General features: G+C 39.0%; 14 protein-coding genes. 6 read left to right on the top strand and 8 right to left on the bottom strand.

Translation table 11 applies throughout. The annotated features are described in order from the left end of the window. Window positions 1–19: 19 nt before the first annotated feature. The 3 genes from G504_RS18105 to G504_RS0100255 are packed head-to-tail and all read right to left on the bottom strand — an operon-like array spanning window position 20 to window position 5829. Entirely contained in the window at window positions 20–1486 is a 1467-nt protein-coding gene (locus tag G504_RS18105) for an efflux transporter outer membrane subunit (protein WP_051089549.1), read from the bottom strand. Between the two features lies 1 nt (window position 1487). Beyond that, window positions 1488–4652 carry an efflux RND transporter permease subunit gene (locus tag G504_RS0100250; protein WP_019668115.1) on the bottom strand — a complete coding sequence of 1055 codons (3165 nt, stop codon included), beginning with the start codon at window positions 4650–4652 and terminating at the stop codon, window positions 1488–1490. Between the two features lie 7 nt (window positions 4653–4659). Next, on the bottom strand, window positions 4660–5829 hold the full coding sequence (locus G504_RS0100255) for an efflux RND transporter periplasmic adaptor subunit (protein ID WP_019668116.1): 1170 nt from the start codon (window positions 5827–5829) through the stop codon (window positions 4660–4662). A 409-nt stretch (window positions 5830–6238) separates the two neighbouring features. Between G504_RS0100255 and G504_RS0100265 the strand changes: the two genes are divergently transcribed. Both G504_RS0100265 and G504_RS0100270 read left to right on the top strand, forming a co-directional pair. Then, on the top strand, window positions 6239–7075 hold the full coding sequence (locus G504_RS0100265) for a hypothetical protein (RefSeq protein ID WP_019668118.1): 837 nt from the start codon (window positions 6239–6241) through the stop codon (window positions 7073–7075). Window positions 7076–7251: 176 nt separating this feature from the next. Continuing rightward, the gene (locus G504_RS0100270; protein WP_026348306.1) at window positions 7252–7722 is read left to right on the top strand and encodes a hypothetical protein; all 471 of its coding nucleotides are present in this window, start codon (window positions 7252–7254) and stop codon (window positions 7720–7722) included. Window positions 7723–7742: 20 nt separating this feature from the next. Here G504_RS0100270 and G504_RS0100275 read toward each other — a convergent pair whose 3' ends face one another. Further along, window positions 7743–8690 (bottom strand): L,D-transpeptidase, encoded by a 948-nt coding sequence (locus tag G504_RS0100275; protein WP_019668120.1) that lies wholly within the window; start codon window positions 8688–8690, stop codon window positions 7743–7745. Window positions 8691–8873: 183 nt separating this feature from the next. On the opposite strand from G504_RS0100275, the gene G504_RS0100280 reads away from it, so the two are divergent. From G504_RS0100280 to G504_RS0100290, 3 genes are read left to right on the top strand one after another with little or no spacing between them, the layout of a single operon-like run. Further along, a complete protein-coding gene (locus tag G504_RS0100280) occupies window positions 8874–9656 on the top strand; it encodes an MlaE family ABC transporter permease (RefSeq protein ID WP_019668121.1) in 783 nt (260 codons plus the stop codon). Beyond that, a complete protein-coding gene (locus G504_RS0100285; RefSeq protein ID WP_019668122.1) occupies window positions 9656–10435 on the top strand; it encodes an ABC transporter ATP-binding protein in 780 nt (259 codons plus the stop codon). Before G504_RS0100280 ends, G504_RS0100285 begins: the two co-directional genes overlap by 1 nt. Window positions 10436–10439: 4 nt before the next feature. Continuing rightward, a complete protein-coding gene (locus tag G504_RS0100290; RefSeq protein WP_019668123.1) occupies window positions 10440–11438 on the top strand; it encodes an MlaD family protein in 999 nt (332 codons plus the stop codon). Between the two features lie 362 nt (window positions 11439–11800). Here the strand turns inward: G504_RS0100290 and G504_RS0100300 are convergent, their stop codons facing one another. Then, window positions 11801–12406, bottom strand: a complete 606-nt coding sequence (locus tag G504_RS0100300; RefSeq protein WP_019668125.1) for a CDP-alcohol phosphatidyltransferase family protein — start codon at window positions 12404–12406, stop codon at window positions 11801–11803. Window positions 12407–12446: 40 nt separating this feature from the next. Further along, window positions 12447–12812 (bottom strand): arsenate reductase family protein, encoded by a 366-nt coding sequence (locus G504_RS0100305; RefSeq protein ID WP_019668126.1) that lies wholly within the window; start codon window positions 12810–12812, stop codon window positions 12447–12449. A 160-nt stretch (window positions 12813–12972) separates the two neighbouring features. Here G504_RS0100305 and G504_RS0100310 point away from each other — a divergent pair, with 160 nt between their 5' ends. Next, entirely contained in the window at window positions 12973–13827 is an 855-nt protein-coding gene (locus tag G504_RS0100310; protein WP_019668127.1) for a universal stress protein, read from the top strand. Between the two features lie 100 nt (window positions 13828–13927). Here the strand turns inward: G504_RS0100310 and G504_RS0100315 are convergent, their stop codons facing one another. Both G504_RS0100315 and G504_RS0100320 read right to left on the bottom strand, forming a co-directional pair. Then, a complete protein-coding gene (locus tag G504_RS0100315; RefSeq protein ID WP_019668128.1) occupies window positions 13928–15100 on the bottom strand; it encodes a baeRF7 domain-containing protein in 1173 nt (390 codons plus the stop codon). Between the two features lie 74 nt (window positions 15101–15174). Next, entirely contained in the window at window positions 15175–16272 is a 1098-nt protein-coding gene (locus G504_RS0100320; RefSeq protein ID WP_040443735.1) for a site-2 protease family protein, read from the bottom strand. Between the last annotated feature and the right edge of the window lie 114 nt (window positions 16273–16386).

Raw genomic sequence — 16386 nt, forward strand, 5'->3', positions numbered from 1 at the left:
CGGATGGTCATTTATTTTTTTATTCTTTAAGGCCAGCAGTATTGGCCGCAGCATTCATTTCCTCTTCCGACAACCAACCGCCACCTAAGGCTTTATACAGATTAACATAGGAATTGAAAAGTTTTTGAGTTGTTTCAGACAGACTTAATTCTGCTTCGAAGGCTTGTCGTTGACTTTCTATTAATTCCAAAAAACTGGTAACGCCTTTGTCGTACCTCTCTCCTGACAAATATTGCGCATTTTGTGCCGCAGCAACATGATCAATCCGGGCTTGCCTTTCTTCTTTTAAGGTGCTTATTGCCACAAGGGCATCTTCTACTTCCTGGAAGGCTGTTATGACAGTGCGTTCGTATTCATAAAGGACCTGCTCTGTTATCTTTCGTTCAACCTCTACCCGTCTTTTGTTTTTTCCGAATTCAAATAAAGGACCTAAAACACTACCTCCAATAGCAAATGCCGCCGGATTGGAAGTCAAAGTAGAGATATCATTGCTTGCTACCCCCAAAAGTCCGGTAAGACTGATGGAAGGAAATCTTTGGGCAACGGCTACGCCAATACGAGCTGTCTGGGCATGCAATAAGGCTTCTACTTGTAAGATATCAGGACGTCTTTCCATCAGCATCGATGGGAGGCCCACAGGAATATCCGGAGGTAATTGTTGCTCACTTAACTCAACCCCTGTTGTGATGGGGCCTGGGCTTCTGCCCAATAAAATACCTAAAGCATTCTCTGTCTGAGCAATGGATCTTTGAAAAAGAGGAACAGCGGAGGCGGCAATGGCTCTTTGAATTTGCGCCTGGTTCAAATCAATTTCCGCGACAATACCGCTATTATATCTTGCCTGGATGATGTTTAATGAAGCTTGTCTTAATTCTAAAGTTTTTTTGGAAATATACTCCCGCCATTGAAAATCCAGTAACTGATAATAGGTGGTGGCAATAGCTGAAATGAGCCCTATTTGCACCGTTCGCTGCCCGTATTCTGTAGCTACTAATTCTGCCCTGGCAGCTTCATTGGCCCTTCTAAACTTACCCCAAAAATCGAGCTCCCAGCTTAGGGTACCAAATCCGGTGAAAATGTTACTAGCCTCAAAACCTTGTGTAGGGGCCCCGGCAATTACGTTACCTCGTTGAGCGCTTATATTATAACCAATCTTTGGCCCCATATCGGCTTTGGTAAAACCTAATTGTGCCATTGCCTGATCAATTCTGGAAGAAGCTATAAGGGCGTCTTTGTTTTCCTCAAGACCAATCTCAATTAGATCTGCCAATATAGGGTCGTCAAATAACTCCCACCAACTAATATTGAGCACAGAATCCGTCATCGCCAATTGAATACTGTCATAGCGGTAAACTGCTGTGGAGTCTATTTCGGTACGCTGGGTTTTAAAACTGGGCCCCACTTTACAAGCTTCAAATAAAAAGATGGTACTTAAAGCAATAAGTATAAAGGAAATTTTGATTTTCATTTCTTTTATCTTTTTCATCTTATTTTGAAGTTTCAATTGAGGTTGCAAGTTCCTTATCTCGTTTTTTCTCATACCCAGCAATCTTTCCAATCAGAATAAACAACATCGGATAGAAAAATACGCCGAGAATTGTTGCCAAAGACATTCCCCCCAATAAAGCCATACCCATTACCTTCCTCGATTCTGCCCCTGAGCCCGATGCAATAACCAATGGAAAAACACCCAGGATAAATGAGAAAGCAGTCATTAGTATAGGCCTGAATCTTGATTTTGCAGCTTTCATCGCCGCATCATAAAGACTTGCCCCTTCTTTAAATTCTTCATTTGCAAATTCTACGATTAAAATCGCATTCTTCGCCGCCATCCCTATAAGCATTACAAAAGAGACCTGCGCAAAGATGTTATTTTCAAAAGTTGGACTAAATAATCTGGCAATCCATAGGAAGATAAGCGCTCCAAAAATAGCAAATGGCGTACCTAAAAGAATCGAAAATGGTAAAGACCAACTCTCATATTGCGCTGAGAGAATAAGAAATACAAACAGCAGTGAAAAGGTAAGTATGATCATAAGCGACCCTGATGCTTTTTTCTCCTGGAAAGACATGGCATTCCAGCTGTAGGTCATGTCTTGCGGGAGGATTTCGTCTGCAACTTCCTCCAAAGCTGTAATTGCATCTGCGGATGTATAGCCTGGTGCCGGAGAGCCCGTAACTTCAACGGCCCTGAATAAATTAAACCTGTTTGTGTAATCCGGACCCGTAATGGGTTTTACAGTTGCTATGGTTGCAAGCGGTACCATATTACCTTTGTTGTTTTTAACGAAGAAATTATTTATCTGTTTTTCATTGACCCGATACTCAGGTTCGGCCTGAATGTATGTTTTATAAAGCCTGCCAAACCTGGTGAAGTTATTCACATAGGCTCCTCCCATAAAAGCACCGATAGTTGTATATAAATCATTTAGTGAAACCCCAAGTTTGAGCGCCTTTTCTTTGTCAATGTCCAGGTATCTCTGTGGAACATTTGGCTGGAAAGAGGTAAAGGCCGCTCCAATTTCTGGGCGTTCATTGGCTGCTTTGATAAATTTCATGCTATTTTCACCCAGGTATGCAGGTGTATTGCCTGCACGATCCTGAAGCATGATACTAAAGCCGGAACCACTCCCCAAACCGGGAAGAGCGGGCGGGCCAAAAGCAAAAACCTGTGCTCCTTTCAATTTTTGAGCAAATTCTATGTTCAGATCTTTAATTACTTCCTTGGCAGTCTTATCTCTATTTCCCCATTCGGTAAGGGTAACAAAAAATAACCCGTTATTGGGGACTGCAGAGGAGGAAAGTAAACTATACCCTGAAACGGAAGTTAAATATTCAATATCAGGGTTATTTAAGACGATTTCTTCAATTTGTTTGTGTATTGCATCTGTTCTTTGAATAGAAGCTGCATTGGGCAGTTGTGTATTTATATAAAAATAGCCCATATCTTCTTCCGGAATAAAACCGCCCGGTACCAGGCTTCCGAATATCCCGGCTCCAATAGTAAGTATTACAATATAAATAACACTTCTTTTTAGTTTTCTGGAGACAATGCTGGTATAACTCATATAGGAAATTGTGGACTTGTCCATTCCCTGATTAAATTTCTCGAAGAACTTTCCTAATACTCCTTTGTAAGGTTTAGGTTCTTTTAAAAGCAATGAGCATAGCGCAGGGCTAAGCGTTAATGCATTTAGAGAAGATACAAGGACAGAAACTACAATGGTAATGGCAAACTGCTGATATAGTAAGCCTGTTATTCCTGCCATTCCTGCAACCGGAATAAAAACTGCTACCAATACAAGCGTTGTTGCAATGACAGGCGCAGTTACCTTTTTCATGGCATCAAATGTGGCAGCCCTGGTAGTCATGCCCTTAGCAATATTTACCTGAACGGCTTCCACCACAACGATCGCATCATCAACCACTATTCCTATGGCCAGTACCAACCCCAATAGCGACAATACGTTGATCGTAAAACCCAGAAGTGGGAAAAACATAAATGTTCCAATCAAAGAAACAGGTATTGCTAGGGTAGGGATTAAAGTAGCCCGCCAGTCCTGAATAAATATAAAAACTACAAAAACCACCAGTATCAAGGCAATAATAAGGGTTACTACAATATCCTTAATGCCGGCTGTTATTGGTAATGTAGAGTCCAGTGCAACATCATATAGAATACCCTCGGGAAAGTCTTTAGAAAGATCATCCATTTCGGCAATTAAATTCTCTGCCAATTCAACCGCATTAGATCCCGGGGCTTGATAAACCGTAATAATCGCACAGGTTTCCTTATTCACCCGGGGGATCATGGCATAGGTCTCAACGCCAAGCTTTACAGTTGCTATATCCTTAATTTTAACCTGAGACCCATCTTCATGAGTTCTTACGACAATATCTTCAAAAGCCTCAACAGAATTAAATCTTTCCGGCAGGCGAACTGTGTAGGTGAACTCCGTTCCCGGTGGCGCCGGTTCTGCACCAAATTTACCACCCGGTACAATGACGTTTTGCTCATTAATTGCATTTAGGATTTCAGGTACTGTAATTCCCATTTTCGAAAGCAGGTCGGGTTTTACCCAAATTCTCATGGAATAGTCCGAGGTTCCCAGCACATCTACCCGTCCAATACCTTTAATCCGCGATAATTGATCTTTTATATTGATCAGGGCATAATTGCCAAGAAAATCCTGATCGTATCTTCCATCCGAAGAAAGTGTCATTGCCAGCATAATATTTGGCAAAGATTTTTTTGTGGATACTCCAAATTTTGTCACTTCCTGTGGTAGTTTGGCAGAGGCAGCAGATACCCGGTTTTGAGCCAGTACGGTATTCATATCCGGATCTGTACCCACATCAAATGAGATATCAATAACCATGGAGCCATCATTGGAATTGGTCGATTTCATGTAAATCATGTTGTCCACTCCGTTGATTTCCTGTTCTAAGGGTGTAGCCACAGATTCTTCAACACTGATGGCATTGGCTCCCGTGTATCTTGCGTTTACCTGAACAATAGGTGGTGTAAGGTTTGGATATTGTTCTATGGGTAAACCTAAAAGAGATATGAAACCAACAATAACAATAACAATGGCTATTACTATTGCCACTATGGGTCTTTTAACAAAAAAGTTACCTGATTCTTCGGCCATAATGCGTTTAATTTTCAGAAATTTGACTTTCGAATTCGGTAACCACCGGTTTTACTACCATGCCAGACGTTACCTTTTGCAAGCCATCAATAAGTACCTGTTCATTTTCTGCCAACCCTTCTTTGATAAGCCATAGGTCACCTATTCTGTCTGAAACTTCTACTTCTTTTGATTTCACAATATTACCTTCATCTACTACAAATACGGAATAGCGCCCCTGCAGTTCGGAAACACATTTCTGGGGGACCAGTATAGCGTCTTCAGCGATTTCAAATTCAACCTGGATTTTCGCATACATACCTGGTCTAAGGAGTCCTTTAGTGTTGTTAAATGTTGCCTGAACCAATATTGAACCGGTTTCCGAATCAATGGCCCTTCCCAGGAACTGCACACTTCCTTTCTCCTCATAAGTTGTTCCATCTGCAAGGATTAACGTAAGATTTTCCTTGTTTTTTGGATTCTCACGATTTACAGTACCATCATCAGACACATTTTGTTTAAAATTTCGGGCAACTTCCAGATACTCCGCTTCTGTGAGAAAAAATTCAACTCTCATTTTACTAATATCCGATACCACATTAAGAATTACAGGGTTAGGCTCGCGACCAACAAATTCACCGGTTCGTGCTTCCGTTTTGCCTATCAAGCCATTTATTGGAGAGCTTATTCTGGTATATCCAAGCTGTATTTGAGCCATTCTTAAATTGGCCTTGGCCGCATCTAAGGAAGAAAATGCAGCATCTCTGCTTGCCTGTGCAGCATCCAGATCGCTTTTACTCACCGCATTAATTTCAGCCAGGGGCTTATACCTTGCCAATTCATTTTCGGCATTTACAAGATACGTCTGGGCCTCAGCGACCTTGCTGGCCATAGAGGCTTCCTGCGTTTCAAAAGGTTGTGAATCTATAGTGTAGAGTAATTGCCCTTTTTTAACAGGATAACCTTCTTCAAAATGAACGCCGAGAAGGTAGCCCTCTACCCTGGCTCGAATAGGTATGTCCTGGAACCCGTATACCTGCCCTACGAAATCCCTGGTTAGGGGGACATCTTTTTTAATGACATTGATAACCTGAATCTCCGGAGGAGGCATTTCGCTGGTTTTGTCCTTACAGGATGTAAAAATCACAAAGCCTCCCAGTATTAAAAACGAAAGGAGAAAATAGTATCTTCGGCACATAGAAAAGGTGGAATAAATTAGACTATAAGAAATCTATAAAGGCTAAATATAGTTAAACTAACGTCTTATTCAAATAGTAGAATATAGGTTTTCCCAATTCTTTTTACCTTGATCGGTAATATGATTTATATCATGAGGGAAATATCGTTTTTGGTTTATTTTTGAGCGTTAATATTATTGAGTCCTGAATTATTAAGAATTGGTCACAAACATTGGGATTTGGATTTTCAAAACCATGGAAAATGCCGCTAAAATCTGGAGACGGGCCCCATACTTCAACCGGAATCATTGTTAAGGATAAGATCAATTTAACTAGAATAAAAGAGCGAATATGCTTTCTAGTATTCGACTTTTAAACTAGTTTAGTAGTACAATGAAATAATTTAAGAGTAATCAAAACCATATAAAAATGAAAACTGTACTTTCCATTGTTGTTTTTTTATTCATTTTTAGCTCCGTTTATTCCCAAACCGACGGGGGTAAAAATCCTATGCTTACGGATAGATTTTTGGCAAGAGCAGCTTTATTTGTACCCTCAAGAAGCTTTCAGTTAAGTGTAGAAGGCAATATTGAAACAGAAAACGTAGGGGATATTGATTTTAATGAAAACTTTGACATAGGAAGAACCCAAAATACTTTTAATTTCGATTTTATCTGGAGATTCTCTAAATCCAAATTTTGGTCGGTACGAGGACAATATTTTAGAGTTGCGGCAGAAGATGAAGCCGTACTAGAAAAGGATATTGTTTGGGAGGATTATACTTTCCGGGCAGGAGCTTCTGCCAAAGCAGGTTATGGGCTTTCTTTGTACAGGGTTTTTTTTGGAAGGGCTATAAGCACCGGACAGAAGCATGAACTTGGTGGAGGATTGGGAATTCACGGACTTGATACAAATGCTTTTATTGAAGGAGAGGCTTTTATAAATGATGTGTCAACTGGCTTCAGAAGAGAAAGAGTAAACGGGTTTCTGCCCCTGCCGAATGTTGGCGTATGGTACATTTGGGCTCCTACCCCGAAATGGGCATTTACAGCCACGGTTGACTGGTTTGGAGTTAAAATTGGCGACTATTCCGGAGGCTTATGGAATCTAAATCCCGGGGTTACTTTCCAGGCCTTTAAAAATATCGGGTTTAGCGCTAATTATCATTATATAAATTATTACGCAAATGTTACACAAAATTCATGGAATGGCAGTTTTGATATGACATTTAAGGGCCCGTCCTTTGGTGTGACAGCTAATTTTTAGGGTATTGGCATATGGCCTGACTTAGCCCTGGAATTGGAGAAAATGAATTTTTGAAAGGACTCCCACTATAGCAGAAATTATTACTATACTTGCAGTCAGGAATTACAAAAAAAGAATCAGGTAAATCTCAAATTTTATTTATTTTCTAATTTTAGTACTAACATAATTTTTAAAAAATGAAAACAAAAAACTTTTTACTCTTCATCGGGATGATTATGATGATGAGTCCGGCTTTTTCTCAATCTTTTGATGACTATCTTGAAGTGGTAAGAGATGTTTTAAATGCGGAGAAAAAGGCAGCGGTAGCTGAAACGATGGAGCTTAGCGATGCTGAGAGTGGTCCGTTTTGGGCATTGTATAATGAATACAACGCGGAATTGTATAAAGTCCATACAGAACGCGTCAACATTATTAAAGATTTTGCGGCCCAGTATGAATCAATGACTGACGAAAAGGCGGATGCTCTGGTTAACCGTTCACTGGCTTATGAAACAAAACTACTCAAGTTAAATAAGAGCTATTACAAAAAATTTAAGAAAATCCTTCCTGCTACCAAAGCAGCCCTTTATTTTCAGGTAGAAAGTAAAATTGATGATTTGATTAATGCTTCCTTAGCGGCTGAGATTCCTCTTGTAAATACAAATTAAGTATGCATGGCTCTTTAAATTCAATTCACATATCCGTAGATATCGTTTAGTCTAACCTTTTCGCCTTTGTCATTTGTGAATTCCAATTGGTAACGGATTCTGATTGCCGTTTCCAGGGGGGCATAATAGTAAATAATCCAGGCATCAGATTCTCTGGTGCCAATACAGCCGTTAGAACTGGGCTTCCCTAAAGTCTCGGGATTGGTCGTTGGATGTATCATCTGGCCGTTTCTAACACCATTTATTTCAGTTTCTATCCAGGGTATTTGCGGCATTAAGGTTGTTTTATTGTCATCTCTTTTGGTAGTAAAGAAACGTTCGTGGTTCACAGGGTTATAGAAATCCGGATCTTTTTCATGCCGGACTATCTTACCACTTCCGGTTTTGGTTCGCAGGTCAATGGACTTATCCACCATGCCCAAATATTTTTTTTGGTTTTTTCCTACTCTCACCGGGAAGGCAAATAGCAAAGTGGTATCCCGATAGATACGAAGCTTAAATTCGGGAATATTTATATCGAGATGCGTTTCCTTAAAGGAATCCAGGATAGCTAAGGCGGACAGGGAATCCGGGATCATAATAGAGTCTGGTAACCTCAGAACCAGCAGTTTTCTCTGATCATAAACAAATGAATCCCGGGCCATCATCCTGTAGTAATCTGTATTTACCAGCGTCTCAATAATCCGTGGATTGGCATGTGCCAGCAGGTGTTCTGACAGGGGGTAGGGAACTACAGAATCATAGGCGTTTACCAAAGAATCCATATAGATAAAATACTGACTTATGTTAATGTCTTGTTTAATAGGTATCCAACTGCCGGCAATAGCATTTTTTATACCATTATACACAGGTTCCCTGTGCGCCTTTGATATTTCTTTTAAAGGTTTATTTAAGTTGGTTATGAGAGCAAAGGAAGCACCAATTACTAAAATAAGGATCCCAATAAAAAGTGAAGGCTTTAGGGTCATTTGCAATGGTGTTTAAACTCTGGTTTCTCCGGTCAGGGAATTACCCCGGACAGAATAAAGTTAGTCTTCAATAGACCTGCGTGCCATGATCAGGGTCAGGTTTAGGATATGACTTATATCATTTATAGTATAGCCTTTTAAAGGTAATTTTGAGTAATCAGATCCACAAGAAAGTTAGCACCTATGAATACGGTAAAACAAAGTTTGGGTGGAATAAAACAATTCTTTATTGAGGTAGGAGAGCTGTCCTATTTTGCAGGCCGCTTTTTTAAAGAACTATTCAAGCCTCCTTTTGAATTTAAGGAGTTGCTAAGGCAGTGTTATCATATGGGTAACCGTTCCCTGGTTTTGGTAATGGTGACTGCATTTATCATTGGGTTAGTGCTTACCCTGCAATCCAGACCTACCCTCATTGAATTTGGTGCCGAATCCTGGATGCCCAATATGGTCGGGATTTCTATTGTCCGTGAACTTGGGCCTGTCATTACTGCGCTGGTTTGTGCCGGGAGGATTGCCTCGGGAATTGGAGCCGAATTAGGTTCCATGCGGGTTACTGAACAAATAGATGCCATGGAAGTATCAGGGACAAATCCTTTTAAATATTTAGTTGTCACACGTATCCTGGCAATAACTCTTATGCTGCCACTACTTGTTATAATGGGAGATGCCGTTGCACTATACGGATCTGCTTTGGTTGAAAATTTTAAGGGAAATGTCTCGTTCCAGCTATATTTTAATCGCGTTTTTGATGCATTGGATTATCGGGATTTGGTTCCTGCCACTATAAAATCATTCTTTTTTGGCTTTGCAATAGGCCTTGTAGGCTGTTTTAAGGGTTACTACAGCAAAAAAGGGACTGCAGGGGTGGGTTTGGCAGCAAATACAGCGGTAGTATTTACTTCCATGCTATTGTTTATTATTGATTTTGTAGCAGTTTTTATATCTGATATTTTTTACGACCTGTGATGATACGAGAAAAACAGATTTCCGGGAATACTGAAACTGGCAAAGGCGAGATAATCATTCATATAAAGGATTTGTACAAGCGCTTTGGGGATAACCAGGTCCTCAACGGTTTTAACCTCAAATTGTATAAAGGGGAGAATTTGGTAGTTATGGGAAAATCCGGTTCTGGAAAATCTGTAATGATCAAATGCCTTGTAGGGCTAATGAAGCCAGATAGCGGCTATATATCCGTTATGGGAAAGGAAATTAAACTTTTGGACAGGACAACCCTGGATATACTGCGTTCGGAAATTGGATTTTTGTTCCAGGGAAGTGCTTTGTATGATTCTATGACAGTAAGGGAAAATTTAGAGTTCCCTATGCGACGACACAAAGAGAAACTTGGTATTATCAAAGACACAACCCCATTGGTGCTTGAAGCTTTGGAGAGTGTGGGACTCGCAGACGCCATAGATCTTATGCCAGAAGAGCTTTCTGGTGGTATGAAAAGGCGTGTGGCGTTGGCCAGAACCCTGATCCTCAGGCCTAAAATTATTTTGTACGATGAACCAACCAGTGGTTTAGACCCTATTACGGCTAAAGAAATTATTGAATTAATGCGGAACATTCAAATTCAATATGGCACGTCTTCACTTATTATTACGCATGATGTGGACTGTGCAAGGGTAATTTCAGAACGAATGATTCTACTGGTAGATGGCATTAATTATGCCGAAGGCACTTATGACGAACTTGTTAAATCTAAAGACCCTAAGGTAGAAGCATTCTTTAAAAAATAATGATATGGAAAGAACAAGTTTAGAAAAATTGAGACTGGGGATTTTTGTAATACTGGGAACGGCATTGTTGGTAATTGCTGCCTATCTCATAGGAAACAGGCAAAACATGTTCGGCAATACTTTTACCATCCATGCGGTATTTAAGAATGTAAACGGACTTCAAAAAGCAAATAATGTGCGTTACTCAGGGATAAATGTGGGTACTGTAAAAGATATTGTAATGGAAAATGATTCTACCATAGATGTAATAATGCTTATTCAGGAAAATATGATGGAACATATTAAAAAGGATGCCATAGCTACTATTGGATCTGATGGTTTGGTTGGAAGCATGATTGTAAACATCGTCCCGGGTGAGGGTTTGGGTGAAAAGATAAAGTCGGGAGATCAGATTATATCTTACAGTCGCATCGGGGCTGAAGATATGATGAGTACGTTAAATGTTACTACTGAAAATGCCGCTCTTCTTACTGCTGATTTGCTCAAAGTAACCTCTGCTCTTAACAGAGGAGAAGGGACATTAGGACGGTTGCTCAACGATACCCTCATGGCCAATAACCTTGAAAAGACTATTTTGAATCTAAAACTTGCCAGCGCTAATGCCAGTAATACATTGAATGAAGTGAACAAACTGGTAATGGCTGCCGCCAACTCGGAGAATTCCGTGTTTGGGGTTTTAATGCGCGATTCCTTAGCCGGACTGGAAATAAAAGGAATTATTCACAATCTGGAATCTGCCAGTGATAGAATGCAAAAATTAACGATTAATCTGGATAGCATTGTCACCGGGATAGCAGAGGGTGATGGAGCCTTAAATTACCTGTCTAAAGATACAATTTTTGTTCAGCGCCTGGAAGCCACGATGAAAAACATAGAAGAAGGTACCGCGAAGTTCAATGAGAATATGGAGGCTTTTAAACATAACTTTTTAACCCGGGGTTATTTCAAAAAAATGGCCAAAGAAGAAGCAAAAGCGGCCAAAAAGGAGAAAGTAAAAAATTGAGTTCAATGCATCTTATGGATAAGTTTAACTAAATGGCTGCCTGATTATGGTTTTCCATTTTTCAAACGCAGCTCTTATGATATCTGAGAAGCAAATTTCATGATGTTTCCCAAGAGTTTTATGACCATTTTCGGCGATGATGCAATGGACCTTTATAATAGTTGGTCCTTCTTTTGAAAATGGTCCTAGATGCAAGTATGTAAGGTTTGTGAAACTTTTCCCTACTTAAAATTTTAGAAACGAAGTTTAGATGAAGTTTTTGGTTTCTTTTTTTTTGCGAACCTCCTCAGCAACAATGGCCACCATTTCACTGTTTGTCAATTCCGGTTGCATAATCATTGCAGACCATTTCTTAATCCATCTCAGGTCTGAGAGCCGTTTTGTTCAACATTTAGCCGTCTTTTGTCCTTTAAGGCCCAATAGATTCCTTTGACTCCAGCAACCCATTTGTCATATAAATAAATAAGTGTGATTTCTTCAATTGTTTCTAAAACTCCTAAAACGATCATTACATAAAATAACCAGTAAACAGGGCCAAAGAATAATAGCCATAATATAAATACACCCTGAATTACAGCAGATAATTTGGCCAGATAAGTATGAAAGGCTGTGGCTTTTCCGTATTTTCGAAAAGCAATTATCATTTGAAAGATGTAGGGCACAAAAGCAATCAGTATCAGGGGATAGTTCTCCTTCATAAATTCGGTCTCAAATACTATCAGTCCTATTAATCCAACTACAAGAGTTACCTGGTCGCCATAGGAGTCTAATTGAGATCCGCGTGCACTGGTAATCTTAAGTTTCCTTGCCAAAAAACCGTCAATAGCATCGGTTGAGTAGCTTATTAGCAAAAGCCAGGTAAATATTTCCCGTTCATTCCACAAGATCAAAATAAGTAAAAAGGGTACTGCCGCTATGCGGTAAAATGAAAACCAATCTGCAATATTAAATTCTTTAAATTTCGGCATAACCTAATATTTAAATTCTCTTACAAACATATTAAAGATATTATATCCTAAGTATATCTGTAGGGGTCTCAACCAATATGGTCCTGTTTCCCCGGATAGCTATGGGCTGCTTCATTATTTCAGGATTGTGTATAATCATTTTAATCCAGTCTTCGGATGAAAATTCGTGTGGTTCAAATTTGGAAGTATAAGCCGGATGACTTTGGTTAACAAGTTCCTTAACCTCCAGTCCTAAGCGCTCCGCCAATTCTGCAATTTGAGTACCGTTGGGAGGCGTTTTCAATATATCAATCTCATGAATTGGCCAACCTTTAGCTTTTGCATAAGCCAAAGTTTGCCTGGCCCTTTTGGACCCGGAACTATAAAACAGGGTAATTTGCCTGTCTGAAGTTGCTATCTCGCCCATAATTCAGATTTTGTTGCATTAATAATAAATTTAGTTCTTTTGTGTAGCAGCTAAAATGACAATTGTCATATCGCAGTTTTCTTACAGGATATGACTTAGGTCATTTTTTTTTGTTTTTCTTTTGGATAGATTCATCCTGCTATTTCAAAAAGGCTTTACTATGAAAACAATACTCTGTGCTACGGATTATTCTGATAATTCCATTTCAGCATTAAAGTTAGCTGATGTGTTCTGCAAAAAACTTGGTGCCGATCTTCATATTATACATGTTTTTGATATTTCTGCAACCTTTATTAGTACGGTTAGCCTGGCATATGCGCGTTTAGAGGAAACAGCTTTCAATAATCACCGGGAAAAACTAGATGCTTTTTGCTGGAAGCACCTCAATTTAAAAGATGAAAATAAGCGACCCGTTATCCATGTGGTTGAGAATAGCATAGAGTCTGATGGGATTATCGAAAAGGCCGAAAAAATAAAAGCCGATCTGATTTTAGTGGGGATGACAGGAAGCAATATTGTAAAAGACCTGTTTATGGGCAGCACAGCTTCTGCTTTGATAGAAAAATCTCCTGTCCCTGTATTATCTGTTCCCGGCAATTCGAAGGTAACAGAACTCAACACTATTGTATACGCAACCGCCTTTGAAGAATCAGATATCCTTGCTATTGAAAGGATTTCAGCATTTGCTTCTGCCTTTAATTCTAAAATTAAACTAATACACGTTTCAACCAAAAAAGAATATGCAGCAGAAGATCAGATGCAATGGTTTAAGGAGATGCTTAAGGAAAAAGTTGCATATAAAAACATCAGTTTTGAATTCAGACAGTCAGATGATATTCTAGACACCTTAAAGACGTATTTAATTGAAGCAGATGCGGATATCCTGGCAATGCTCGAAAGAGAAGGGAATACCTTAATTACGAACCTTTGGCATTTTGACCTGGTAAAACGCATGAAATTAGAACGACTCGTTCCCCTGTTAAGCTTTCATAAAAAAAGTCTTAGCATGTCATAATCATTTGAGATTGATAACCTTTGTTGTTTCAATAAAAAAAGGGTACAATCAATACCTGTATAAATTGTACCCGAAAATCTTTGCCTGGCATTAGGCTTCATCAAAACCTAAACAATGCATTCATCGACATATTTTTAAACGGCATTTCTTCTTCTTCCAGAAAATAAACATTTCCACCCTGCAGAAAGGTTTTTATTGCGGCCATATTTAACAAAGATAGATTCCCCGTTTCTTTATGACTATCCAGAATTAAGCACCCTTTTGTTTGATTATAGTTGCCAAAAAAATCTTCATTTTTTTGAACAAAAAGGGTGTCTACTTTTCCTTGAATTGCTGCCGGGATAATTTCAGAGAGTTGATGAGAAGTTTTTGAAGTCTGAGATTTTGCATGAAACCTTTCCAGTTTTTCTTGTTTTGTAGTTGCAAAATAAGACTGAATTAAACGCCAGGATTCCTTTTGCAACTCGGTATCACCTTTAAATTCAGGATCTCCACTTAGATTGGTATTCCATAAATTGCCGTGTGTGTTTATTTCCTTGTAGATTGGGAACAACTCATCTGTGCATGCTAAGATCAAGGGAGCATTTTTATGTGTTAGGATTTTAGTTATTCCTTCATTTATTTTTCTGAAGAAGTAAATCAGTTCTTTCTTTTGATCTTCTTTGCCCTCACCCTGGCCATGAAACGACCCAGCCGGATGCATCATTTGCCCGGTTCTGTATTGCAACATCTTTTGCTCAAAGTCATAGCCAACTGCCTCCTCCAATTGAGTTGGAACAATTTTTTCTATAGGAATCTCCTGGAAGTAACTTCTGGAACCTTCATATAGTTTTACATGATCACGACTCAGATTTAAGAGATAGTAAATTCCGTTATTGTGAAATAAGGGCAGTAAAGGGAGTAAATAAAAATGATCAGCAACGTAAGTCTGTATTTCAAAAGAATGGGGTAACTTGTAATATCTGATTCCATTAATTCTGTCCAAAAAAATTGCCAGACCATCTGATGGGTTTCGCCAGAAACTTAATTCAGAAACGAGTTTATTTATTGGTGTGAGATAGGTGTTGATCATAGTTTTATCATACCCATCTTCAATTAAATCTGAATGCACTTTTTTCAAACAGGATTTTAAGTTGGATTGCCCCAGGCCTTCATTCAGTTCTTTGCCCTTTTTGTACATTGGCAAATAAATGGAAACGCAATGCGAATCTTTTATCTCAGCTAATTTTATAAAATTCTTTTCCGTAAATGTGTGGGTTCTAATAGTATTCATAATCCTAATTTTTGTCAATTTATTAAATGGTTTATAAAGCTGAAATGACAAGGATCAGTGAGTGTAAAGATTATTTATGTCTTTGTAATATAGTTGGTCTTGAGCATAAGGAATTCACTTACGTTATTTACATCTATTGCACCAATAAGTTTGTCTGTTTTGTCTGTTACCGGGAAAAAACGTTGTTTCTCACTATTTACTAAATCAAAGAATTTTATTAGCTCGTCCATGGCCTTCATGGTATTAAATTTCGTATCCATAATGGACCTTACTTTCATTGAACCATTTTTGGCATTTTTGATAATTTCTTTATGACTTAATATGCCAACGATATTCTCATTTTCTGTTACTACAAAATCCTTTTCGGTTCCGGATAGTATTATTTTAAAAACATCTTCAAGGTTATTTTCAGGATTTAAAGGTGTTATATTAGTCAGCAAGGCTTCCTTTACAAAATGCCCTTCAACCAGTGATTTCTGCCTCACCATTTGATTCTCACTATAGGCGGCCAGAAAAATGAAGAGCGCAATTAATATTAGAAAGGGGTTGAAAAATAAGCCCAGTATGAAAAAAACAACAGCCAGGGCCTGTCCTATGGAGGCGGCTATTTCGGTAGCCCTGGTTCTATCCATTACAAATGTCAGCAAAGCACGAAATACACGGCCACCGTCCATTGGAAATGCGGGAATTAAATTAAAGACTACCAGCATTACGTTCGCCAGAAAAAGATAAAACAAAAGAGTTTCCAGTCTGGGTGCCGCTAATAAGTGCGCCAAACTATCTGCATCAAGGCCAAAATAATTTTTCAGTGGTACTACAAGCAATAGCAGCATTGCAATTATTACATTTACAGCAGGCCCTGCCAAAGCCACGATCAGTTCTTGCCCCGGCTTCTCGGGCATTTTTTCTAAAGATGCCACACCCCCAATTGGCAACAACGTTATTTTTTTAGTGTTTATATCAAATCTCTTGGCAGTTAGTGCATGGCCCAATTCATGCAGTATTACACAAAAGAAGAGCAATAGAATTAAAACAACGTTCATCAAAGCACTGTTTGTTGTTCCACCACGCTGTATATCCAGAAAAACCACCCACAGCAATAAAAGAGTGAAGGTCCAATGTACTTCAATTCGAATTCCGGCAATTTTCCCGAGCTTCAATACACCTTTCATCTTATGTTTTTTATGAAAGTATTTAGATATGGGAATATTAACAATGACCATGGTCATTACTTCCTTGTTGTTTGGTTTGTAATTTTAGGCATAATACCCTTCAAATCATCTCAT

This window comes from Eudoraea adriatica DSM 19308, assembly GCF_000382125.1.
Taxonomy (GTDB): domain Bacteria; phylum Bacteroidota; class Bacteroidia; order Flavobacteriales; family Flavobacteriaceae; genus Eudoraea; species Eudoraea adriatica.

Excerpts from the sequence above, each read along its gene's own strand:
- G504_RS0100305 (WP_019668126.1), bottom strand. The coding sequence starts at position 12,812 with ATGGGCGAGATAGCAACTTCAGACAGGCAAATTACCCTGTTTTATAGT.
- G504_RS0100310 (WP_019668127.1), top strand. The coding sequence starts at position 12,973 with ATGAAAACAATACTCTGTGCTACGGATTATTCTGATAATTCCATTTCA.
- G504_RS0100290 (WP_019668123.1), top strand. The coding sequence starts at position 10,440 with ATGGAAAGAACAAGTTTAGAAAAATTGAGACTGGGGATTTTTGTAATA.
- G504_RS0100320 (WP_040443735.1), bottom strand. The coding sequence starts at position 16,272 with ATGAAAGGTGTATTGAAGCTCGGGAAAATTGCCGGAATTCGAATTGAA.
- G504_RS0100300 (WP_019668125.1), bottom strand. The coding sequence starts at position 12,406 with ATGCCGAAATTTAAAGAATTTAATATTGCAGATTGGTTTTCATTTTAC.
- G504_RS0100270 (WP_026348306.1), top strand. The coding sequence starts at position 7,252 with ATGAAAACAAAAAACTTTTTACTCTTCATCGGGATGATTATGATGATG.
- G504_RS0100280 (WP_019668121.1), top strand. The coding sequence starts at position 8,874 with ATGAATACGGTAAAACAAAGTTTGGGTGGAATAAAACAATTCTTTATT.
- G504_RS0100265 (WP_019668118.1), top strand. The coding sequence starts at position 6,239 with ATGAAAACTGTACTTTCCATTGTTGTTTTTTTATTCATTTTTAGCTCC.
- G504_RS0100285 (WP_019668122.1), top strand. The coding sequence starts at position 9,656 with ATGATACGAGAAAAACAGATTTCCGGGAATACTGAAACTGGCAAAGGC.
- G504_RS18105 (WP_051089549.1), bottom strand. The coding sequence starts at position 1,486 with ATGAAAAAGATAAAAGAAATGAAAATCAAAATTTCCTTTATACTTATT.
- G504_RS0100250 (WP_019668115.1), bottom strand. The coding sequence starts at position 4,652 with ATGGCCGAAGAATCAGGTAACTTTTTTGTTAAAAGACCCATAGTGGCA.
- G504_RS0100275 (WP_019668120.1), bottom strand. The coding sequence starts at position 8,690 with ATGACCCTAAAGCCTTCACTTTTTATTGGGATCCTTATTTTAGTAATT.
- G504_RS0100255 (WP_019668116.1), bottom strand. The coding sequence starts at position 5,829 with ATGTGCCGAAGATACTATTTTCTCCTTTCGTTTTTAATACTGGGAGGC.
- G504_RS0100315 (WP_019668128.1), bottom strand. The coding sequence starts at position 15,100 with ATGAATACTATTAGAACCCACACATTTACGGAAAAGAATTTTATAAAA.